The sequence below is a fragment of the Paenibacillus sp. FSL L8-0470 genome, from assembly GCF_038008625.1.
GTDB lineage: Bacteria > Bacillota > Bacilli > Paenibacillales > Paenibacillaceae > Paenibacillus_AQ.
The window spans coordinates 5,650,320-5,672,511 of sequence record NZ_JBBOZM010000001.1 but is presented as its reverse complement, the minus strand read 5'-3'; the positions used below and the strand labels follow the sequence as shown (position 1 = coordinate 5,672,511).

The window sequence follows — 22,192 nt, the reverse complement described above, 5'->3', positions numbered from 1 at the left end:
GCAGCGTTTTTCCGGAATTCCACCTTCAGACTAAGCACGAACGTGCCGGAGTATTCCTGGTTGGCTGTTCTAGCAGAAGCAACAATATCTGGCAGGCAACGCAGCGGGGGCTCTGTTATTCCAGCGCCGGCATAAGCGTTGTCTCCAGGCTCTGGGAGTACTTGATGAGGGCCTTTTCCAGCCGCCCTACAGCAAGCGGAACCAGCTCCGGCGGAGTATGGGTGAAGTTCAGCCGCATTGCATTTTTCACAGGCTTGGCGGAATAGAACACTTCACCGGGCACAAAGGCTACACCTTGCTCCACGGCGAATGGAAGCAGCCCGGCAGTGTTAATAGCGGTGGATAGCTTCAGCCACAGGAACATCCCGCCCCGGGGTTCTTCGAACTTTGCGTCTTCCCAGCCGCGCGACGCCAGTTCGGCTGAGAGCTGCTTCATCCGTGAGTGGTATTCGCGGGAGATAAGACGGATATGTCCCTCAAGGTCAAAGACCCGAAGTAGTTCATAGAGGGCACGCTGGTCTATGGTGCTGGAATGCAGGTCGGCTGCCTGCTTGGCTTTGGCAACTATCCGGATCAGCTCAGCCGGACCGATAATCCAGCCGGTACGCAGGGCAGGCGCGACTATCTTGGAGAATGTTCCCGTGTAGACGACACAGGATTCCCCGCCGTAGCTTCTGTCGATCGCTGCCAGTGATGGAGGATAGGCATCAGCGGAATCGTCGAACTTAATTTCACCGTAAGGGTTGTCTTCAAGAATCAGCACGCCGTATCGTCGGCACAGGGAGACAACTTGTTCGCGGCGTTCCTTGCTCCAGGTTGCCCCGGAGGGGTTGTTGAAGGTAGGGACGGCATAGAGCAGCTTGGGGCGGTGTGTGCGAAGCTGCTCCTCCAGATGGTCAGGCAGCATGCCGGATTCATCGCTCTGAACAATGTGAATGTCCGCCCGGTAGGAGTTCAACACCTGCAAAGCTGCCATATAAGTTGGAGCTTCCACGAGGACAGCATCTCCGGGATCAAGCAGTATTTTGCACAGCAGATCTATGGCTTGCTGGGAGCCTGTGGTGAGGAGCATTTCCGAGATATCCGTCTGGATACCCTGATGGGTCAGCCTGGCCGCAACCTGCTCACGCAGCGGAATATAGCCTTCGGTGAGACCGTATTGCAGTGCCGATGTCTCGCCGGCAAGAGCCCGGCTGTAAGCCTCACGAACAGCTTCTACCGGGAAGAAGTCTTCGGCGGGCAGTCCGCCTGCCAGTGAAATGATGTCTTTGCCTTGGGTAATCTTCAGAATTTCGCGAACTGCCGAGGATCCCAGATGTTCCGTCATCGTAGAGTATTTGATCTTCATAAAAAATGCTCCCCGCTTTACAATTTTGTTGTATCATAACGGCATAGCGGTATAACAGTAAAGCGTTGAATATAACAGTGGGGGGGAAGTGCAGATGCATATTGATTTACTCCGCAGCGGCAGTAAATCTTTGCCGCAGCAAATCAGCGAAACGATGGCCCAGCGGATCACTTCGGGATTGCTGCAGCCGGGAGCCCGCCTGCCTTCCGTGAGAAACCTGGCATCTTCCCTGAAGGTAAGCCAGGTCACGGTAAGCAAAGCTTATGCTGAACTGGAAAGTCACGGGCATATCACCTGCAGCCAGGGAAAGGGCTGTTTTGTGGCCGAGAGAGCGCGGATGTCCCTGGATGCTGGGACGGGGTGGCAGGACGGGTATGACGACTTTTTGCCGCGGGCTCAGCTATGGCTGAATTTTGATTACTCCAAGGTGGAATATCCTTTTCATATGGCGGCGATTCATGGCGATCTGCTTCCGCTGGATTCTATCGGCGCGACTATGTCAACTCTTGTGACCGAACAGCCGGAGCTAATGGCTTCGTACGGCAATTTTCAGGGGGATCTAGAGCTGCGGGAAGTGATGTGCAGACATCTGCAAGGTCATGGAATCCATCTGCGCTCATCTGATTTAATGATCACGAGCGGAACCCAGCAGGGTATTGATCTGGTGGCCCGGACGTTTGTCGGCCCCGGGGATACCGTGTATCTGGAAGCGCCCAGCTATACGGGGGCTATAGATGTTTTTGCCGGACGTGGTGCGGAGATGATCTTTGTGCCCATGGACAACGAAGGAATGAAGGTGGATGTGCTCACTAAACTATGCGACCGGAGACCGCCGAAGCTAATCTATACCAATCCTACGTTCCAGAATCCGAGCGGCGTCACGATGAGTATCACAAGAAGACAGCGGCTGCTGGAACTAGCTAGAAGCTACCGCTGTCTCATTGTGGAGGATGATCCGTTCAGTGATCTGTATTTCCGCAAGCCGCCTCCGCCTTCGATCAAATCGATGGATGCAGAAGGGCATGTTGTGTACATGAAAAGCTTCAGCAAAGTCATTGCCCCGGGCTGCAGAATTGCCTGCGTTGCCGCCGGAGGCAACATTCTCTCCCGGCTGATTGCCGCCAAATCGGCGAGTGACCTCGGGAGCCCGCTGCTGACCCAGAAGGCGGTGCTTCCGTTCATTGCGCGCAAATATGAGACTTACGCAGAGCAACTGCGGACCGCGCTGCGGGGACGTATGGAGAAGGCGGCAAAGCTGCTGAAACAGCATGCCCCTCAGGGAGTGTCATGGAATCTGCCTGAGGGCGGGCTGAATTTGTGGCTGCAGCTGCCCACGCCCAGCGGCATCGGCAGGCTGCATGAGCTGGCAGAGCAGGAGGGCATCTCTTTCCTTCCGGGCGATGTCTGCTACTCCGGAGAGGTCCCTTCCCGCCATATCCGGCTATGTTATTCGCAGATGAAGGAAGCGGATATGGAACGCGGGCTGCGGCTGTTCCTGAGGCTCTTGGACAAGCATCTCAGCTCTGTCCGTTAATTGCTGTTCTCCAGATTGTGCTGCATGGATTTCAATTGACGATCGACATGCTGCGGGAATAGCTGCAGCGGAACTACACTTCCCCCGGCTGCCCGGAGTGTCCTATAGATATCGACCTGACCCCAGCCATAATACTTATCATGGCCGGTATCGCCGAGGTCGACGGCGTTCGAAATCATCAGCTCCATGACCTCCTTATTGGTCAGCGCCGGGTTGAGCGAACGTACAAGTCCCGCGAGTGCAGCTACATGGGGGCTGGCCATGGAGGTGCCGGACAATGCTGCATATTGGTTGTCGGGGTAGGTGCTGGCGATGCTTTCCCCGGGTGCGGTGACATCGATGTAATCCCCGTAATTGGAGAAAGAGGCTTTTTCTCCATTAGCGTTAGTCGCGGCAACCGCCAGAACCTCCTCATAAGCAGCAGGAAATCCCGGACGTTCAGTGTTATCGTTGCCCGCTGCGGAAACGATAACGACATCGCGGTCATAGGCATACTTAATCGCATCATGCAGAAACTGCGAATCGGCATAGTTGCCGAGGCTGAGATTGATCACCTTGGCTCCTTTGTCGGCTGCCCAAATAATACCCTCAGCGACGGAATACGTGGTGCCTGCGCCGGAGTTGTCCAGCGCTTTGACTGGAAGGATTTTATTGTACCAGCTGATGCCGGCCACTCCCTCCTCGTTGTTGATCACCGCACCGATAATGCCGGCTACATGAGTTCCATGCCCCACATCATCATTCGGTGTCGAACCTTTTGCGATCGCGTTATATCCGGCCAGGAGCTGGCCCTGCAGATCCGGATGACTTGCCTGTACGCCGGTATCGACCACAGCCACAACCACTTCCTTGCTGCCCTTGGACAAATTCCAGCCTTGCTCTGTTTCAATAGCCGGCAAATTCCATTGGTAGGTAGAGAACAGCAGATCATTGGGTGTAATTACACTGGCCCCTGTATTTTCGACTGCGGTCTCATTGGTTAAATACATATAGTGAGGTTCCGTATATTCAGGCTGCCATTTAGAGGTGAAGTAGGATTTAAGCTCGGCATAGTTCATTTTATCCGAACGGAAAATATAGGCATATCCCAATTTGCGCGGCTCCTTGCAGCGGATGTCCGCAGTTATAGTCTGGATCTGTCCAGCAGTGAGATAGCCGTTCTTAAAGCGTACGACGATTTCATTCTCGTAGAAATGGCTGGCGTTCTCGTTATCATGGCCGGTCTTGACGGTGATATCCTTCAGCGTATCAGCATGAATCGATTCCACCCGGTACTTCCCTTCCTTCGGATAAGGAATCAGCCGCAGATTTTTGAGCTGATGATCGGCGACACGGTCGAGGATCTTCTGATTAATCAGGGCAATGACGCCAATTTTTCCATCCTGATCACGCTGAGCCATGAAATAATATTTTTTCTGACCGATGATGAAGGAGGGGGATTCATAGGATTGATGGCCTCTGATCGCTGATTTTGCCGTGTTCAGGTACTTTAGCAGCTGTTTATTCTCCTGACCGCTGCCCTCCGGCAGGGAGGATTTGAAGGTGTGTGTTTGCTGGGTAACGAAATCGATCCAGATAAGCATGGTGATATGTCCGTGTCCTTGCTGCAGACGTTTGGCATATGCTGAAATATCTCGGGGCGCTGCACCATGCGTATCAGCAAGCATTGTTCTTAGGTGCTTGCCCACGTCAGTTCGGTTTAGCCGGTCTGTAGCTTTAACATCCTGAACCAGGGAAGTTTTCTTGACTGTTTTTTCCTGGGAGGGATTAGGTACGGCTGCTTGTTTCAGCTTCCCGTCTCCTTCATGCCGCAACGCAAACGTCAGTAGAACTACCGTGAACGCAGCGGTGACTAAACCGGCGACGCTTAAATTTTTACGGGACATATTTTCCGCTCCTTCATGGCATCGTAATAGCTATAGGTTTAGAAGAGAGTGCCCCTTTTATGCATCACAGAAAAGGATACCGCGTCCCAAGGTTTTATGTTAATATCAAAAAGAGTAATAGGAATAATTAAGTTACAGGGAAATAAGCAATACCTATTGAGAATGACTACCAGAAGTTGAAAATGACTACAAGAAGCAAGGACTAATAAGGGGGAGCACTCGCCATGTCAGCAGCCAATGTGCAGAAATTGTGTGAAACGACGAGAGAAAAACTTAAATCCGTGATCGGTAAAATGGAATTATTCCTCAACAACCATGCCCTGCCTCAGCTAGTAACCGAAGAAGATGAAGAAACGGTAGCTTTTTATCAAGGTTTCCTGTCCGATCTCCGCCACCTGCTGGTATTCTCGGAAATGTCTTATGAGAAGCTGGGAGTTGCCCTGCGCCGCGCCACATTTGACGAAGCATTCGCGCAAAAAGCGCTATATAATGTATATCATTATGGAGTCAACAATTTCTTTTATCCAAAGAATGAAAGTTACTCCGAGGACGGCCGTTACGCCTACACAGGCCAGGATGCCATCCGTTTCCGCAAAAAGCCTGTTCGCCCGGCCCGTGATATTATTATGGAGATTACCAAAGTCTATGAAGAGCTGCGCGATGACCTCAATTATTATGAGAATGATTATTTAACTGAAAAGCGTATGCAAAACCAGGTTTAACATCTTATGTCATATTTCGCGAAATTCAAAGGATCGTTTCTGTCATGAACACATGGCGGAACGGTCTTTTTTGTAAATATAAGCATTTATATGTTTCACACGATAAATTATCCTTCTATTTCTCGCTGAAACGGTACCGTCCTTAAAAAGGACGGCGAAGCCGTTTCCACTTGATTGATTAAGCTTTCTGCAAAGCGTGGGGACAGAGTGTTTTTGTGGGTATTGTGGTGGGGACTGGCACCTCATCTACCGCATAGAGATGAAATTCCACGGACATAATGATTCCTGAGGTGATCACATGACAACCACAAAACCGCTTGTAAGATGTAGTGTGAGCAACTGTCATTATTGGGGTGAACAGAACTTATGCCGGGCCGAGGAGATCGTTATTGAAATTGACAAGCATGTAGGCAGCCGGTTCAAGGAAGAATATGCCGAAGAGATGATAGCTAACAATCATCATGATCATGCCGCAACTTCGTCCGCGACCTGCTGTCTGACCTTCAAGCCTAACAACTAGGAGGCCTGAAAATGGACAAACACAGTGATAAATCCAAACTTGACCCGTCCGAAAGGAAAAAAATCATCCTGCGCCCGCGGAGAGTGGATTATCCCCGGCGGGACCGGGCCCACAATGAAGAGTATGCCGCGGAGATAAGCCCGCTTCCGGCACATATTCACAGCACAGGCGGCAAAACAGCCGAATCCAAGGAGCGCAGTGAGACAGAGACCGGCAGCAAGGGGCTGGGGAGGGTCGGGCTGGGCTTCGGGATTGCCTCCTTGTTCATCTGGTCGGTTATTCTGGGTCCCGTAGCTGCCATACTTGGGTACTATGCTTACGCCAAAGGGCAAAAAACTACAGGCGCATGGGCAATGGGACTGGGGATTGTATCTACGCTCAGCTATTTTGTCATGATACCATTTGCCCGCTAACCTAAGAAGAAACCGGAAGCAATGAAATCAAAACAGGCTTTTAGACCTAACTATAAGGGTCTGAAGTCTGTTTTTTCATGTCAGCATATAGCAATTATTATAAATCGACTGTAAAATAAAGTCGTATTTTAAATTTAAATTGAGTTTCTTAAGGTAAGGAATTTTATATAGAGGATCAGCAGAAGGAAAGGACAGTGCAATATGGCGATCAATCCGGCTTCAGGGAGCGGAGTTGGGCAACTAAGATGGGTGAACTTAAGAAGTTCGAGCCTCAAAAGTGAAACAGGGAAAAATCCCAGTGAAGTATCGGGTTCAACGTCAGCGGAGTTTTCCGCTTTGCTGCAGGAGCGGACGTTGCAGCCGGGGGATAGGGACAGCGCCACTGCACTGAATTCCCTTGGCGACAACTCCTCCTTAAGCGGTCTGCTGTGGCAGCAGCTTGGAGGGACAAGCGATTCATATGACGCAATTTCTGGGGAAATAACGGAAACCAGGCCCACCGATTATGAAGAGCTGATTCAGACGGCCAGTACGAAGTATGGTGTGCCGGTAGATTTGATCAAGGCAGTAATCGATACGGAATCCTCGTTCAACCCGAATGTCGTTTCTTCGGCGGGAGCGAAGGGATTGATGCAGCTGATGGATGGCACGGCGAATGGCCTCGGCGTTTCCGACCCCTTCGATCCGGCTCAGAGCATTGACGGCGGGGTACGTTATTTATCGTATCAGCTGAAGCGTTTTGACGGGCAGGAGAAGATGGCGCTTGCCGCTTATAATGCCGGGCCCGGACGGGTAAACAAGCTCGGAGTCAACAGTGACCAGGAGCTGATGGAGAAGCTTTCCCAGCTTCCGAAAGAAACCCAGGACTATATTCTCAAAATAGAACGCGCCCGCGCTGAATACGCAGTATAATAAAAAGGATCAAATGGTGTCGTCTGGACCACTCTGGTGGCGGGACCCGTTTGATCCTTTTTTCCGGATCAGTTATTCTATATTCTCGCGCATGATCAGCACAGAAGCAAAGGAGAGACCCGATATATGCTGTACTGGGATTATGCCGCTGCCGCACCCCCTTATGAAGAAGTAGTGCAGACGATGGAGCAGATTATGAAGCAGCATTATGCGAATCCCTCGTCGCTGCACCGTGCAGGTACGGAAGCGGACCGGCTTATCAAACGTTCAAGGGAAGTCTGCGCAGCCGCGCTCGGAGTGAAGCCGCAGGAGATTCTGTTCACCTCCGGCGCTACCGAAAGCAACAACCTCGCGGTTAAAGGTGCTGCTCTTCAGTATCAGAGCAGGGGACGCCATATCGTGACTACGGAAATAGAGCATCCTTCGGTCTATGAGAGCTGCCTGCAGCTGCAAAACATGGGCTGGGAGATCACCTTTGTAGCACCAGACAGCTCAGGAATAGTTGAGCCCTCCCGTATTGCCGCTGCGGTGCGCCGGGATACTGTACTTGTCAGCGTGATGCATGTCAATAATGAGGTTGGAACAGTGCAGCCGCTGCTGGAGATCGGGCGGCTGGTGAAGGCTGCCAACCACCGGACGCTGTTTCATGTGGACGGAGTGCAGGGCTACAGCGGGTTTGAGCCAAGACTTGGTGAATGGCAGGCTGACCTGTACAGCTTATCCCCCCACAAAATCCGCGGCCCGCGCGGGGTAGGGCTGCTGTTTGTAAGAGAAGGGGTTACGCTATTCCCGTTGCTGACTGGCGGCTCCCAGGAAAACGGACTCCGCGCCGGCACAGAAAATGTGCCGGCGGTTGTGGCTTCCGCCAAAGCCATCCGCATGAGCGGCGAGCGGAGGGAACAGGTTAACAACGTGATGATTCCGCTGCGCAACCGGCTGTTGAAGTTTGTGGCCGGCATCCCGGAACTGAAGGTCAACAGCAGGGAGGACGGAGCTCCGCATATTGTCCATTTCTCTTATCCCGGTATGAAGGGGGAAGTGCTGGCCCGCAAGCTGGAGGAACTGGGGATGGTCGTATCCACCCGTTCGGCCTGCTCCTCGCGGCTGGCCGAGCCGAGCCGGATTCTGCTGTCCATGGGCAGGGATGTTTCTACGGCACTTGGCGGAATCCGCATTAGCCTTGGCGACAGCCATACGGAAGCTGATATTGCCCTGCTGGAGCAGGCGCTGCTTAAGGCTGTACAGTCTTTGAAGATTGTTGAAGGAGGCATGAGATAACCGATGAAAGAGCAGGAAACTGGAACTGCCATAGGCGGCGGAAGCAGTATTGAATATGCAGATATGCTTATACTGAGGTTCGGGGAATTTACACTGAAGGGCAAGAACCGGGCCCGGTTCGAGAAGACGGTGCTGAGCCATGTGAGGGAGATGGTCAAGCCGTATCCCAAAGTGGTGCTGAGCAAGGAATTCGGACGGATTTATGTGCAGTTGAACGGTGAGCCGGCCGGCGAATTGGCGGCGTCGCTGAAGAATGTATTCGGCATCGCCTCTATTAGTCCGGTCAAGGTCTCTTTATCGGAGTTTGACGATATCCTGTCCGCCAGCCGGACATTCCTGAAGATTATCGCTCCAGCCCCGGGTACTACCTTTAAGGTCAACGCGCGCCGGGTATGGAAGGAGTTCCCGCATGGCTCCATCGAGATGAATAAGCTGATCTCAACTCCGCTGCTGCAAGGCTACCCCGACCTGATCGTGGATGTGAAATCACCGCAGATGGAGCTCAAGATCGAAATCCGTGAGGGGCATACTTATATTTTTTGTGAGAATATCCCCGGGGTCGGAGGGTTTCCGCTGGGAACCAACGGAAAGGCTATGCTCCTCCTGTCCGGCGGTATTGATAGTCCTGTGGCAGGCTGGTCTTCGATGCGCCGCGGTTTGGAAGTGGAGTGTGTCCACTTCTACAGTTATCCTTATACAAGCGAGCTTGCCCGCCAGAAGGTCGTGGATCTTGCGCGGGTACTGTCTCGTTATGCCGGGGTGATTAAGCTGCATCTCATTCCGTTTACGGAGGTGCAGACCGCTTTTACGGGGATTGGCCAGGATAACCTGATCATTACGCTGATGAGGCGGGCGATGCTGAAGATTACCACCCGGCTGGCTGAACGGGAAGGGGCACTTGCACTTGTTACCGGGGAGAGTCTGGGGCAGGTGGCCAGCCAGACGTTGTCCAGCATGAATGTCATCGGCCGCGCTACAACACTGCCGCTGCTGCGGCCGCTGGTCATGATGGACAAAAGCGAGATTGTGGAGCTTTCGCAAATGATCGGCACGTATGATTTATCTATCCTGCCTTACGAGGATTGCTGCACGTTATTTGTGCCTAAATCACCTACGACTAACCCGAATCTGCGGATTGTGGACAAGATTGAAGCGACGTTGCCCGGATATGCCGAACGGCTGGATGCTGCTGTCGCGGGGACAGAGACGATTTCCATTACGCCTTACGGGGATGAGAAACCAAGCGATGTAGTTCCGGCGCAAGCCGGGCTGCAGGAAGAGTGGTTCTAACACAATAACAGGGGGCCGAAACCGTTGACAGATTTCGGCCCCCTTTTTTTGTTGATGAAACGGTATATCTTACCCCGAGGTCCCGCTATGCGGGATCTTTTTATGCTCCAGCCGCCGTTTCCAGTGCCCTGCAGCCAGTATGCCTGCAATCACAAGGATGATGAAGAGAACATGCAGCAGCGGGTGCTGCTCAAAAAAAGGCTGGAGCTTCTGTTCACCGGTAATCATGGTGGAGGCGGTGTACCCCAGCACTGCGGAACCGATGTAAATAATCCAGGGATACCGGTTAATCAGCTTAATAAAAAGCGTACTGCCCCAGACCACAATGGGAACACTGATAAGCAGTCCTACCACAACCAGCGTGATATTGTGATTGGCTGCTCCGGCAATGGCGATGACATTGTCCAGACCCATGGCCGCGTCGGCAACAATAATTGTCCGCACAGCCGCCCACAGTGTGCCTCCGGCCTTGATATCCGCATCGTTATTTTCCCCGCTGAGCAGCTTGTAAGCAATCAGGATCAGCAGCAGCCCACCGAACAGCAGCAGCCAAGGGACTTTCAGCAGCCAGACAACCAGTATGGTAGCGATGATCCGCAGCACAACGGCTCCGCCCGTTCCAAGCAGAATAGCCTTTTTCTGGGTGCCTGCCGGTAAATTTCGTGCAGCAAGCCCGATGACAATAGCGTTGTCCCCCGCCAGAATCAAATCAAGAAAGACGATATTCAGCAAGGGCAATATAAAATCGGTAACAGTTGTATTCAAGCCGGGTCACTCCCATAGTTTGTTGGTCAGAGCATTAGATAGGTATAGTTTTGTATACGCTAAAAAAGGGCCGGACATGCATCAGCCGGGAAAAAAGTTGGACAGGAAGCATAGCTTGTCGCCATTCCACATACATGTAATTACATGTAGTCCGGGGAGGTAAAAGCTAATGGATTCCTTGTTGCTGCTTGGGGAAATATTGATGATCAATCTTGTGCTGAGCGGAGATAACGCGATGGTCATAGCGATGGCCAGCAAAAATCTCCCGGAGAAGAACCGCAAAACTGCTGTCTGGTGGGGGGCTGCGGGCGCTGTCATTCTTCGGTGTGTGCTGACGTTTGCGGCAGTGCTGCTGCTGAAAATCCCCTATATTGAAGCGGGCGGAGGCATTCTGCTGCTATGGATTGCCTTCAAGCTGCTGCTGGAGGAAGAAGAGGAGGTTAGGGTGGAGGAAAGCTCTACCGTGTGGAGGTCCATCCGCACCATTCTGTTGGCGGACTTTATCATGAGTCTCGACAATGTGCTGGCGATTGCGGGAGTAGCCAAAGGTGATTTGGCCATAATCGTTATCGGGATCGCGTTAAGCATTCCGATCGTCGTCTGGGGAAGCGGTATTATCGTCGGCTGGCTGCACCGGTTTCCTGTGCTTGTCTTCATCGGCGCCTACATACTCGCCCATACTGCTGGAGAAATGCTGCTGCAGGATGCCAAGTTTGGTGCGGTGCTTTCCTTTATGCTGCCGTCTTTACACTCCATTTTACCGCTTGCACTTGGTGTTATCGTTGTCCTGTCCGGCATGATTAAGCGGAGGACCGTATCCGCAGGTTAAGAAGCGGCAATACTAGAGGCTGTGCCAAAAGCTGGATAAGCTGGGGCGCAGCCTCTTTAGACTGAGCTGCTTTTTCAAAATATAAGGATTTATATGCTTCACGCTATAAATTATCCTTCTATTTCTCGCTGAAACGGATAACGTCCTTTTGAGGACCGTGAAGCCGTTTCCACTTGTCATCTCCTAAAATATGATGAATGATGGTGTTTTATTTATTTTTCAGATAAAATATAAAGGGAATCCTGTCGCAGGAATGAACTTTCGAAGTGACGAGGCAAGGAATAGACCGTGAATTTGAAGGGATGGGTGATTGATGTCTTCCAAAAACGACATGAAACTGGGTATTTTTATTGCCGCCGCCGGCATTGTGATTCTATTCGGAAAGCTGGGGGTGTTCGGGTTTCTCGGGCGGGCCTTATGGCCACTCGTGATACTGGTTCCAGGCCTGTTCCTGCATGTGCTCTTCTTCAGCCGCCGCGCTTCGGCAGCCGTGTTGATTCCGGCCGGAATATTGACTGTATATGGCTTGCTGCTCGGGTTATGCAATACCTGGGGCTGGGGGCTTATGACTCATCTGTGGCCGCTGCTGCTGTTAGGCATCGCTGTCGGGCTGTATGAATATTCGCTGTATTCTTCTGCGCGGACCGGCGGTCTGATGACTACGTCTGTCATACTGGGAGCACTGAGCCTGGTACTGTTTATCTTCAGTCTGCTGGGCACAGGAGCGTTGTATTTATTAGGTGCGGTACTGATTGCTGCAGGGATTTGGCTGATGGCCGGGCGCGGAAAACCGCGAAGCCGCAAGAAGTGGAACGGGGGCTGGTGAGTGAACCGGCAGCTGTGAAATTTGTGGATCTTCTCAAGGAAAAAAGGATCTGACTCGAAATTAGAAAAATTAAACGAAGTTGGAAATCGTTTTTTCAGAAAAAGACTTGCTTTTCATAGTGCTTTCACTATAATATTAAGGAATGTTGGAGCGTCGGCTTTCTGCCAGGCGCTTCTTTTGTGAGACTGCCGTGACATGCTATAAATTTAAACATTTTTAATTTGATAAATGAGAGGATTTGGATACAAATCATGCATTCAAGAAAAGATATTCGCAACATTGCGATCATTGCCCACGTTGACCATGGTAAAACAACACTTGTCGATCAGCTTTTGCAGCAATCAGGAATTTTTAGCGCGCATGAGCACCTGCAAGAACGTGCCATGGACTCGAACGACCTGGAGCGGGAACGCGGAATCACTATCCTAGCCAAAAATACAGCAATTACCTATAAAGAGTTCTTGATCAACATTGTAGATACCCCGGGCCATGCTGACTTCGGCGGCGAAGTTGAACGGATCATGAAGATGGTTGATGGTGTACTGCTTGTTGTTGACGCCTATGAAGGCTGCATGCCGCAAACGAAATTCGTTCTGCGCAAAGCGCTGGAACAGCACCTGACACCAATCGTTGTAGTGAACAAGATTGACCGTCCGGCTGCACGTCCGAAGGAAGTTATTGATGAAGTGCTGGATCTGTTCATTGAGCTTGAAGCCAGTGACGATCAGCTGGAATTCCCGGTAGTTTATGCATCCGCACTAAACGGCACATCGAGCATGGATACTGAGAAACAGGATGACAACATGCTTGCTTTGTATGAAACGATTGTTGAGCATATCCCGGCTCCGACCGAAAAGGTTGAAGAACCTCTGCAGTTCCTTGTTACGCTGATGGATTACAATGAATACCTTGGCCGTATTGCCATCGGACGTGTAAACCGCGGTGTTATCAAGCAAGGCCAATCCGTAACTGTTATTATGCGTGACGGTAAAAGCAAGACGGCACGGATCGAGAAGCTGTTCGGCTTCCAGGGCCTCAAACGCGTAGAAACTGAAGAAGCGGGCGCAGGCGATATCGTTGCTATCGCCGGCATTAAGGATATCAACATCGGTGAGACGATTGCTGATCCGCAGCATCCTGAAGCCCTTCCGGTCCTGAAGATCGATGAGCCTACGATGCAAATGACGTTCCTCGTGAACAACAGTCCGTTTGCCGGTAAAGAAGGCAAATGGGTAACTTCCCGTAAGCTGCGCGAGCGTCTGTTCAAAGAGCTCGAAACAGATGTCAGCTTGCGTGTGGATGAAACAGATTCTCCTGACGCCTTTATCGTATCCGGACGCGGTGAGCTTCACCTCGGTATCCTGATCGAGAATATGCGCCGGGAAGGTTATGAAATGCAGGTTTCCAAGCCTGAGGTTATCGTCAAAGAAATCGACGGAGCCAAGATGGAGCCGCTTGAACGTCTGATGATTGACGTTCCTGAAGAAAGCATGGGCGCCGTAATGGAGAGCCTGGGCAGCCGCAAAGCTGAAATGGTCAACATGATTAACCACGGTACTGGTCAAGTTCGTCTGGAATTCCTGATTCCTGCACGCGGCCTGATTGGCTACAATACACACTTCCTGACGCTGACACGCGGCTATGGTGTAATGAACCATGCCTTTGACAGCTATGCTCCTCTGATCGGCGGCCAGGTTGGCGGACGTCATCAGGGCGTGCTGGTGTCCAGTGAGACCGGAAGTACAACGTTCTACGGTATGATGGGCGTAGAAGACCGCGGTATTCTATTCCTTGAGCCAGGAACAGAAATCTACGAAGGTATGATCGTCGGTGAGCATACCCGTGATAACGATATTATCGTTAACATCTGTAAGGAAAAAGCACTGACCAACGTGCGTTCCGCTACAAAGGATGAAACGGTAAAAATGAAGACCCCACGGATGTTCTCTCTGGAAGGTGCGCTTGAGTATCTGAACGATGACGAATATTGTGAAATCACCCCGAAATCCGTTCGTCTTCGCAAGAAGATCCTGAACAAGGGCGAGCGTGAACGTGTAGAAAAGCAGCGTAAGTCAGCACAAGCCAGCCAGGCCTAAGCTGATATAGAACAAGCCGCCGGATGTTGAATCCGGCGGCTTGTATTTGTTTAAAGATAATTTATATGCTTCACACTATAAATTATCTTTCTATTTCTCGCTGAAACGGGTACCGTCCTTATGAGGACGGTGAAGCCGTTTCCACTTGTGAGGCGATCTTTTAAATTGCAGGGATTATTTGCGGATTAAAGCTCCCGGGGATGATATAATGTAAGCGATACATACCTTGGGAGGAGTGGTGGGCTGTGCAGAGCTGGTTTGCGGAGCATCCTATTGTGGCCTATATTGTCATTTTTATATTGCTGACTTATGTGTATAACCGTGTATTCCGCGTGAATCAGAAGCTCCCCATCGGCAAAGAAATCGTGCTCTATCTGATGATGGCACTTGGTTCAGGCATGCTGCTGATTTTTCAGCACGACAAGTTGCCTATCATTCAGTGCCTGCTGGTGGCTGTAGGACTTATGCTGCTCGTGCGGGTCCGTTATTTTGTAGAGGCCCGGCAGAAGCGCAAGGCTGCAGCAGCAGCCAAAAGACAATAAACGCAACTTTTATCGTTTGAAATCGTCTATAGTAAGTATAAATCAACCTAATCTATGCGAAATGAAAAGGACCTTATTCTATTATGAGTACAAGCAAGGGAAATTTACCTCCAAGAAGACCCGCTGGACCCCAACAAACGGGCAGAGGGCAGCAGGTTAAGGCTGCTCCTGGGAAGCAGGGCAAGAAAAAAGTGAAGAAACGGGGATTTGCAGCCCGTTTGGGAAAAATGCTATTAATTATCCTTTTAGTTGCGATTCTGGGAGTGCTGGGCTACGTAGGGTTTCTGTACTATAAGTTCGAGCAGGGAGGATTTGGAGTGGACCAGCCCGTTCAGGACAGCCAGCTTGCTTCGTCTAAGCCGCTGACTATGCTGTTGCTGGGAACCGACAACCGCCCGAAGCATCCGTCTAATCTCACGGATGTTATTATGGTTGCTGCACTGAATCCTAAGACGCATTCGGCGACGGTTGTCTCGCTTCCGCGGGATACTTACGTCGAGCTAAGCGGTTATAAGAAGACCAAGATCAATGCGTTTTACCCCCGCTTCAAGAGCAAGGAGAAAACCTCAGGCATTCTAGCTGAGGATGAGATGAAGACGATGATGGGCAAATATCTGGACATCGATGTCGATTATGTCACCGTACTCGATTTTCAAGGCTTCCGTGATATTGTGGACGAGTTTGACGGAGTGGATGTCAACATCAGTGCCGACATGTGCTATACGGACAGTGTGGACGGAACAGATATTAATCTGAAGAAAGGCCCGGCCAAGCTGGATGGGGATGAGGCGCTCGATTATGTGCGTTACCGCAAGTCCAACTGTAGTCCAAGGACCCAGGCTTCCGATGACTTTGACCGCAATAAACGCCAGAACGAGGTATTGAACGGACTGGTTGGACGAATGCAGTCCATTGGAGGAGTGCTCAAAATAGGCAAGGTTTTTGACGCTGTGGGCGACAATATGCATAGTGACATTGAGAACGCACAGATCAAAAGCATGATTTCTACCTATTGGAAAATATCTAAAGAGAATATTGAATTTGTGCCGGTGACCGGAACCTGGCGCAGCCCGTATGTATATATTAACGATAAAGAGCTTGAAGCGGCAAAGAAGAGCCTTCAGGACCGGATTGCCGGGGTTTCCTCTGCTGCCTCAGAGTCTACTGCTCCTTAACCAAGGTCTGGAAGCAACTCTAAATTGAATGCAAGTTTGGGCGTGTGCTATAATATAATAAAGTGAACGCACATTTGCCGCATAGGGGGCCTGTACTTATGTCCGAAGCCGTTGCTCAGCTCAATGAAACCTTGCTATCGATGCTGCAGTCGGAAACGTTTGTCCTACTTAACACTGTTGATGCGGAATCCGGAGGCCCTACGTCTACGGCGATTTCCTGGATTTATGCAGTGAGCCCTTCTATCGTGCGTCTGGCGGTAGACCACCGCTCCAGACTTGTGAACAACATGAAGGTGAATCCAATGGTAACCGTAACAGTTTTTGGCGAGGGCACCGTTCATGCCATTAATGGGCGTGCTGTTGTGAGGCAGGATCCGCTGCCGGATGTTCCCTTCAAGATGTGCTGTTTTGATGTTGAAATTGAAGCGGTTCGCAACGCGCTGTTCTATGGCGCGCAGCTGGAGTCCGCTCCAAAATATGCTAAGGTATACGATGCGCGTGCGGCTGAGAAGCTGGACGGCCAAGTATTTGCCGCGATGCAAAAAGCCCAGTGAGGATCTCACTAGGCTTTTTTTGTCCAAAGAATCAGTTTATTGATTGTTGCCTTTCGGCTTGGTATCCTCTGGCAGCTGCGGTATGATGCGGCCGATGATATCCGCCATTTCTGCAGCGAAGCCGGACACCGGATTTCCCTTAGAGATATGGCGGCCCATTTCGTTCAGTCTGTTGGAGATATCCATATCGGCAGTGACGAAGGCCTTGACGCCCCGCGGATCTTTACGGATGGCTTCAGCCACCGAATATTTGATGCTTCCGACACGCGAACGTTCCAGCTTCCCGTCAACATCAATACCAACCACGGCGACATTATTCATTACGACACAGTGGGCACCGTTGACGCCTGGAACTCTTTGGGCCAGCTGTTCAAAATGATCCTTGAGTGCAACATCGCTTTCCCCCTTGCCGTCAGAAGTTTGTCCGGCTTCAGCGTAAGGGGCCATATTACCATCATTAGATAATGAACGCACCTCGCGGTTTCCCTGGCTGCTTAAAGCCTTGGCCGATTGTTTATCCTGAGGAGAGGGTGATGTCTCTTTATTAGCGATACCGCAGCTTGTCAGCAGCAGCAGTACCAGCAACAGACACATTGATTTTCTCATATGTGCTTACTCCTTTCAGTCAGAAATCAGTTCTTTACTTTATCTTGCCCTTGCTGAAAAGAGTTATGTATGATCAATCAAACCAGGCGCTGTGGAGGGGATAGCATGAAAAAGATATTTGTACTAGACACCAACGTGCTTTTGCACGACCCCAATTCGATCTTTGCTTTCAAGGAGCATGAAGTAGTCATTCCGGCCGTGGTTCTGGAAGAGATCGACTCCAAGAAGCGTAATGCCGATGAAATCGGCCGCAACGCCCGCACTGTGTCACGATTGTTAGACGGACTCCGGGAACTGGGCCACCTGCATAGCGGTGTAGTTCTGGAACATGGAGGCATGCTGAAGGTGGAGCTTAACCACCGCAGCTTCGTAAAGGTACAGGAAATGTTCGGTGAGGTATCCAACGACAACCGGATATTGGCTGTAGCGCTCAATTATCTTCATGAGGAGAACGAGAAAGCTGAACCACGTCCTGTGGTACTCGTAAGTAAAGATGTACTTGTCCGCATCAAAGCGGATGTGCTTGGCATTACACCGGAGGATTATTTATCTGACCGTACAGGTGATCTGAACGAGCTGTATACCGGCTACCAGTCATTGATGGTCCATCCTTCGCTGATTGATGAATATTACAGCCACCGTTTCCTGTCCGTCAAACAACTGCCCCTGTCCTATGCGCTCTACCCGCATGAATTTGTAATTCTGAAGGATGAGATCGGCAGCGGCAAATCTGCTCTGCTCAAAGTAAACAGCGACGCCACACGCCTTGAACCGCTTTATCTGGGCAATGATGCGGTGTGGGGTATCAGTGCCCGCAATGCCCAGCAGCGGATGGCGCTGGAGCTGCTGTTGAACGATGACATCCCGCTGGTAACTATTACCGGCAAGGCAGGAACAGGCAAAACGCTGCTGGCGCTTGCTGCCGGATTGTTCAAGGTGGAGGATGAACACCGCTACAAGAAGCTGCTCATCGCCCGGCCGGTTGTGCCGATGGGTAAAGATATCGGATATTTGCCCGGGGAGAAGGATGAGAAGCTGCGTCCGTGGATGCAGCCGATTTATGATAATTTGGAATTTTTGTTTGATACGAAGAAGTCCGGGGATATTGATAAAATACTCATGGGCCTCGGCAGCATCCAGGTGGAGGCACTAACCTACATCCGCGGACGTTCTATTCCTTCACAGTTCATCATTATTGATGAAGCTCAGAACCTTTCCCGCCACGAGGTGAAGACCATCGTCTCCAGAGCCGGGGAAGGCAGCAAGGTTATTCTTATGGGCGACCCGGAGCAGATCGACCATCCTTATCTCGATGCTGCGAGCAACGGGCTCAGCTATATTGTCGAGAAGTTTAAGCAAGAAGGGATCAGTGGTCATATCACACTGGAAAAAGGCGAGCGTTCCCGCCTGGCCCAGCTGGCCGCCGATTTACTGTAATCGGCAGCATTTGTCAGCCGGCTGCTGTAATGACACAATAAAAGGCTGCGAAACATACCCAGCACCGCGCAGCCAAATCATGATAAGCAACGCCGTAAAGCCGGGAGATCAATGTCTCGGCTTTTTGCCTGCCCCTCCCCGGAACGGCGGAGGTTTCAGAGCTTATACGCGATAATGGAATGGAGAGAAAGTTTGGAACTGGAGAAGCGCTAGCGTTCGCCTTTATCCTCGAATTTCTTCCGCTGCAGGCGGAACTATATAAGTTGAACAAAAGAACTACCTAGAGGCAAAAGCAGCGGAGGGGAATTTTGGAACTGTAGGAGCGATAGCGACCGCCTTTGTCTACGGATTTCAACCGCAAATAGCGGGTTAAATCAAGAAATCTGTAGACAACAGCGGCCGAAAGTCCAAACATTCACCGCAGTTGCGTTCTATGCCGGATCGGTAAATTTAAAGTTCAACTTATATAGAATCAGGAAATCTGAGGATAACAGCGATCGGAAGTCCAGATCTTTCTTGTAATGTAACATTATATCGCAAATGTCTCGAGGCCTCCGCCGTTACACCTATATAATAGAAAGAGAACGTTTTCAGCTAACACAGACAATCAAAGAATCATCTGGTAAAATAGGGGGACAAGTGTTTAGGCCGGAGGGGAAAAAGAAATGCTGAGACGCAAAAACTATTGGCTGCTGTTTGCAATACTGCTGCTTGCGCTGACAAGCTTGTCACCCAGCATGGAGCTGGACACCAGCGAACGCACCCGTCCGCAGAAGTTGCCGCTCGATCAATCAGAGCGCCCGGATTCGGGAGAGACTGGAAATGTGCAAAGCCTGCAGATTCGTGTTTCGCTGAGCAGCGAAGAGCTGCGTGAGCTGGAACGGATCAGCAGAAACTATACGTTATCGAGCGGGATTGAAGTTGTGCTGAGCAATGTGGACAGCGAGGAATCGGCTGAAGCTCTGAAGCAGGACCTGACTACAGGAGACAGTCCGGATATTGTGATGACCGATGGCCGCAATATATCCGATCTGGCCACCCGGGGGTATTTGCTACCGGTGGATGTCTACCAGAGCGTTCCCGGCAGCGCCCCGCTGACCCTGCTCATTCCGCAGATGCAGTGGAATGGATATGACTGGGGAGTTCCGCTCGATATTGATCCTTACGTACTGGTGTATTCTCCGGCGCGCCTTGCCGAATTGGGCCTTTCGGAAGCGCCGAAAAATCTGGAGCAGTGGAGCGGGCTGCTGAAGCATTTCAGAGAAGAACAGGATCAGGAACAATATATCCTGGCTATGGATACCCGCAATCCCTATGGTTACTCTGCGGTACTGGAAAGTATGGGGGCCAGCCTGACTTCAGAGAATACGGCAATGCTGGAGTGGACCCAGAACGCCCGCAGCTCCTTATATCTGACCAGCCGGTACAATAAAGAGCTCTGGAATATGCTCCAGGAGGGAAAGGTCGCCGTAGCTGCACTTCCGCTCTCTGAATTCCAGAAGCACGGGAATTCATCGCTGGCTGTGGAAGTGCCACTGCCTGGCGGGAGCAGTAAAGGCTATGAGGCAATGTTCAGCCGTTTCTTCGCTCTTCCCGCAGAGTCGAGCAACCCGGAGGCGGCGGTGAAATGGCTCGCCTATATTACCTCCAGCTCCGCGCAGCTGGAATGGCTGGAGAACACGGGGCGTCTGCCTGCGCTGGAAGAGCTTTACCGTTCGGGACTTCCGGAGATGGCCAGGCTTCCTTTTGACTCCCGGGTGCTGCTGACAGACGAAGCCATCACTGAGGAAAGACCGGTTGGCGGCTGGAGTGAGCTCTCCACGGCGGTGGCAATGCTCCTTACCGGCAAGCTGGATGCCGCAGGATACCGGGAAGCACTGGCAGCAACCTCAAAATGAGATGGAGAGCTTTACATAAAGCACGCCTTCTTTGCTTTCTACTTCAGTCGCATGCAGAAGTGAGACGATTTTCTCGGGATAAAACCCTAGATCGAATTCTTCCTCCAGTGACTGGCGGGTGGAATCAGGCAGCTCCAGGCCGTTAAATACTACATTGTCGACATGGAACATTAGCCCGTTAACAGGTTCGTTTTCAATCGTGTAATGACCGGTCAGGGTAAGCGTCAAGCCGCCGCTGGTTCCCGAAGCAGTCACCTGACCCTTGTTGAAATGAAAAGCGAAATCCTTAAATAGCTCATTTTGTGAAATCAGAAAGGTATTAAGATCCTCTTCCTTCAGCGCAAGGGTGTAGGTCATTCCTTTGCGGGTCAGCATCCCGCTTTTGCTCTGGACAAATTGCGGCAGATGATTCATTGCCGATGACAAAGCCTTAAAATAGGTTTTCACTTCATGAATACCAATGTTCTCCCAATACCTCGTAAATTCGTTCAGCAGCGCGCTCATGCTCTCCGGATCGCTGCTGGCGCTGATTCCTCCTTCAATCTCCTCATTTAACGCGGCCACCCGCGTTTTTTGTTCGGTAAGAGCCGTTTTAAGCTCCTCAAGCTCCTTGCTGCTGCGCAGCGAAGCCGTTATCGTGGATTTCATATCTTTGTATTGCTCTTCATAATGATTCAGGATGTCGCGGTCCTGCCCAATAATAATCTCGTAATAATCGTACAGGGCAAGCATCCGGCTGATACTTTTAGCGGAGAGCAGAGCAGCCAGCAGACTATCTCTATCCCCCATATAATAAGAGCGAATGACAGCCCCGGCACGTTCTTGTTGATCTGCGATAGCTGCTTCTTTTTCTGCTGCTTGTTTGCTGAGGAGTGAAACCTTCTTCTCGAGAACCTTTTGCTCCGCGGTAATTCTAAGGATCTCACGTTCGATTTCAGCAGAGGACAACGTCTGCTCCAGCAGCCTGCGGGTCTCTTCGTTATCGGGAAAATCAGGAGGAGAAGAGACGGCGGCAGCACTAGAGCCCATGGAAAGCGAGGCCGCAGAGGTCAGCGGCAGCATCGTGCAGAGAAGCAGAATGAGCAGGAAGGCGAACCTTCGGCTTAAAATATTGCGGGAAAGCACTACACCACCACCTTTGGCAAAATAGAATAGGTATGTACTATTAATATGTTTTGTCCTGCTAAAATATCATACCCTGTTTTCCGCCTCCCGGCCTACAAAAAAAGACAAACAAAAAAGGAAGCCGTCCTTATTTCTAAGGAATGACTTCCGTTTGATTGGCCAATAGCCATTATAGCGGCAACCCCATCTGAAAGATGGTCCAGTAGCTGAAGCCGGTAAATGTAACAATCATATATCCCCAGAACAACATGATGTAGGTCTTTTCTGTAAACTTCAGATAGCCAAGTATTACAAAAAAGGCGGTTTGTAAGAAGAAAAGTAAGGCCATCTCGGTTAAATCCCCGGCAAAAGCCATCAGCCCGATTACGAGCGTGAAAAACCCCAATACGCGAAACATGCGGTCCAAGAGAGTGTCCCCCTTCTTAGAATGGTCCCC

At 51.0% G+C, this 22,192-nt stretch carries 21 protein-coding genes; 15 read left to right on the top strand and 6 right to left on the bottom strand.

Annotated features, from left to right (window positions below; translation table 11 throughout):
• Nucleotides 1–115: 115 nt before the first annotated feature.
• Nucleotides 116–1,348, bottom strand: coding sequence for an aminotransferase-like domain-containing protein (locus tag NST99_RS25945; protein ID WP_341095506.1), 1,233 nt, complete (start codon nucleotides 1,346–1,348; stop codon nucleotides 116–118).
• Nucleotides 1,349–1,442: 94 nt separating this feature from the next.
• On the opposite strand from NST99_RS25945, the gene pdxR reads away from it, so the two are divergent.
• Nucleotides 1,443–2,882, top strand: a complete 1,440-nt coding sequence (gene pdxR / locus NST99_RS25940; RefSeq protein ID WP_341095505.1) for a MocR-like pyridoxine biosynthesis transcription factor PdxR — start codon at nucleotides 1,443–1,445, stop codon at nucleotides 2,880–2,882.
• Here the strand turns inward: pdxR and NST99_RS25935 are convergent.
• Nucleotides 2,879–4,768 (bottom strand): S8 family peptidase, encoded by a 1,890-nt coding sequence (locus tag NST99_RS25935; protein WP_341095504.1) that lies wholly within the window; start codon nucleotides 4,766–4,768, stop codon nucleotides 2,879–2,881. The genes pdxR and NST99_RS25935 overlap by 4 nt on opposite strands.
• 224 nt (nucleotides 4,769–4,992) lie before the next feature.
• Between NST99_RS25935 and NST99_RS25930 the strand changes: the two genes are divergently transcribed.
• From NST99_RS25930 to thiI, 6 genes are all read left to right on the top strand, one after another.
• Entirely contained in the window at nucleotides 4,993–5,490 is a 498-nt protein-coding gene (locus tag NST99_RS25930; RefSeq protein ID WP_038595408.1) for a YpuI family protein, read from the top strand.
• A 298-nt stretch (nucleotides 5,491–5,788) separates the two neighbouring features.
• Nucleotides 5,789–6,010, top strand: coding sequence for a DUF1540 domain-containing protein (locus NST99_RS25925; RefSeq protein ID WP_341095501.1), 222 nt, complete (start codon nucleotides 5,789–5,791; stop codon nucleotides 6,008–6,010).
• 11 nt (nucleotides 6,011–6,021) lie between these two features.
• Entirely contained in the window at nucleotides 6,022–6,423 is a 402-nt protein-coding gene (locus NST99_RS25920; RefSeq protein WP_341095499.1) for a hypothetical protein, read from the top strand.
• A 201-nt stretch (nucleotides 6,424–6,624) separates the two neighbouring features.
• Nucleotides 6,625–7,335 carry a lytic transglycosylase domain-containing protein gene (locus NST99_RS25915; protein ID WP_341095497.1) on the top strand — a complete coding sequence of 237 codons (711 nt, stop codon included), beginning with the start codon at nucleotides 6,625–6,627 and terminating at the stop codon, nucleotides 7,333–7,335.
• Nucleotides 7,336–7,461: 126 nt separating this feature from the next.
• Nucleotides 7,462–8,613: a cysteine desulfurase family protein gene (locus NST99_RS25910; protein WP_341095495.1), complete on the top strand. Its 1,152-nt coding sequence runs from the start codon at nucleotides 7,462–7,464 to the stop codon at nucleotides 8,611–8,613.
• Between the two features lie 3 nt (nucleotides 8,614–8,616).
• Nucleotides 8,617–9,903, top strand: coding sequence for a tRNA uracil 4-sulfurtransferase ThiI (thiI, locus tag NST99_RS25905; protein WP_341095493.1), 1,287 nt, complete (start codon nucleotides 8,617–8,619; stop codon nucleotides 9,901–9,903).
• 69 nt (nucleotides 9,904–9,972) lie between these two features.
• Here the strand turns inward: thiI and NST99_RS25900 are convergent, their stop codons facing one another.
• Nucleotides 9,973–10,668 (bottom strand): TerC family protein, encoded by a 696-nt coding sequence (locus NST99_RS25900; protein WP_341095492.1) that lies wholly within the window; start codon nucleotides 10,666–10,668, stop codon nucleotides 9,973–9,975.
• A 169-nt stretch (nucleotides 10,669–10,837) separates the two neighbouring features.
• Between NST99_RS25900 and NST99_RS25895 the strand changes: the two genes are divergently transcribed.
• The 6 genes from NST99_RS25895 (at nucleotide 10,838) to NST99_RS25870 (ending at nucleotide 16,690) form a co-directional block, all read left to right on the top strand.
• Nucleotides 10,838–11,497, top strand: a complete 660-nt coding sequence (locus tag NST99_RS25895) for a TerC family protein (RefSeq protein WP_341095490.1) — start codon at nucleotides 10,838–10,840, stop codon at nucleotides 11,495–11,497.
• 313 nt (nucleotides 11,498–11,810) lie between these two features.
• Nucleotides 11,811–12,323, top strand: coding sequence for a hypothetical protein (locus NST99_RS25890; RefSeq protein ID WP_341095488.1), 513 nt, complete (start codon nucleotides 11,811–11,813; stop codon nucleotides 12,321–12,323).
• Nucleotides 12,324–12,574: 251 nt separating this feature from the next.
• Nucleotides 12,575–14,419 (top strand): translational GTPase TypA, encoded by a 1,845-nt coding sequence (gene typA, locus NST99_RS25885; protein ID WP_038595399.1) that lies wholly within the window; start codon nucleotides 12,575–12,577, stop codon nucleotides 14,417–14,419.
• A 245-nt stretch (nucleotides 14,420–14,664) separates the two neighbouring features.
• Nucleotides 14,665–14,961, top strand: a complete 297-nt coding sequence (locus NST99_RS25880; protein ID WP_341095486.1) for a YlaH-like family protein — start codon at nucleotides 14,665–14,667, stop codon at nucleotides 14,959–14,961.
• Between the two features lie 83 nt (nucleotides 14,962–15,044).
• A complete protein-coding gene (locus tag NST99_RS25875; protein WP_341095484.1) occupies nucleotides 15,045–16,136 on the top strand; it encodes an LCP family protein in 1,092 nt (363 codons plus the stop codon).
• 98 nt (nucleotides 16,137–16,234) lie between these two features.
• Nucleotides 16,235–16,690, top strand: a complete 456-nt coding sequence (locus NST99_RS25870) for a pyridoxamine 5'-phosphate oxidase family protein (protein WP_038595395.1) — start codon at nucleotides 16,235–16,237, stop codon at nucleotides 16,688–16,690.
• Between the two features lie 36 nt (nucleotides 16,691–16,726).
• On the opposite strand, the gene NST99_RS25865 is transcribed toward NST99_RS25870, so the two are convergent.
• The gene (locus NST99_RS25865; protein ID WP_341095482.1) at nucleotides 16,727–17,296 is read right to left on the bottom strand and encodes a YhcN/YlaJ family sporulation lipoprotein; all 570 of its coding nucleotides are present in this window, start codon (nucleotides 17,294–17,296) and stop codon (nucleotides 16,727–16,729) included.
• Between the two features lie 105 nt (nucleotides 17,297–17,401).
• On the opposite strand from NST99_RS25865, the gene NST99_RS25860 reads away from it, so the two are divergent.
• Together NST99_RS25860 and NST99_RS25855 are read left to right on the top strand one after the other, a co-directional pair.
• A complete protein-coding gene (locus tag NST99_RS25860; RefSeq protein ID WP_076109033.1) occupies nucleotides 17,402–18,733 on the top strand; it encodes a PhoH family protein in 1,332 nt (443 codons plus the stop codon).
• 665 nt (nucleotides 18,734–19,398) lie between these two features.
• Nucleotides 19,399–20,631, top strand: a complete 1,233-nt coding sequence (locus tag NST99_RS25855; protein ID WP_341095479.1) for a sugar ABC transporter substrate-binding protein — start codon at nucleotides 19,399–19,401, stop codon at nucleotides 20,629–20,631.
• Here NST99_RS25855 and NST99_RS25850 read toward each other — a convergent pair.
• Nucleotides 20,623–21,756 (bottom strand): coiled-coil domain-containing protein, encoded by a 1,134-nt coding sequence (locus NST99_RS25850; protein WP_341095476.1) that lies wholly within the window; start codon nucleotides 21,754–21,756, stop codon nucleotides 20,623–20,625. The genes NST99_RS25855 and NST99_RS25850 overlap by 9 nt on opposite strands.
• Nucleotides 21,757–21,925: 169 nt before the next feature.
• A complete protein-coding gene (locus tag NST99_RS25845) occupies nucleotides 21,926–22,162 on the bottom strand; it encodes a DUF2626 domain-containing protein (protein ID WP_038595390.1) in 237 nt (78 codons plus the stop codon).
• Nucleotides 22,163–22,192: the final 30 nt, after the last annotated feature.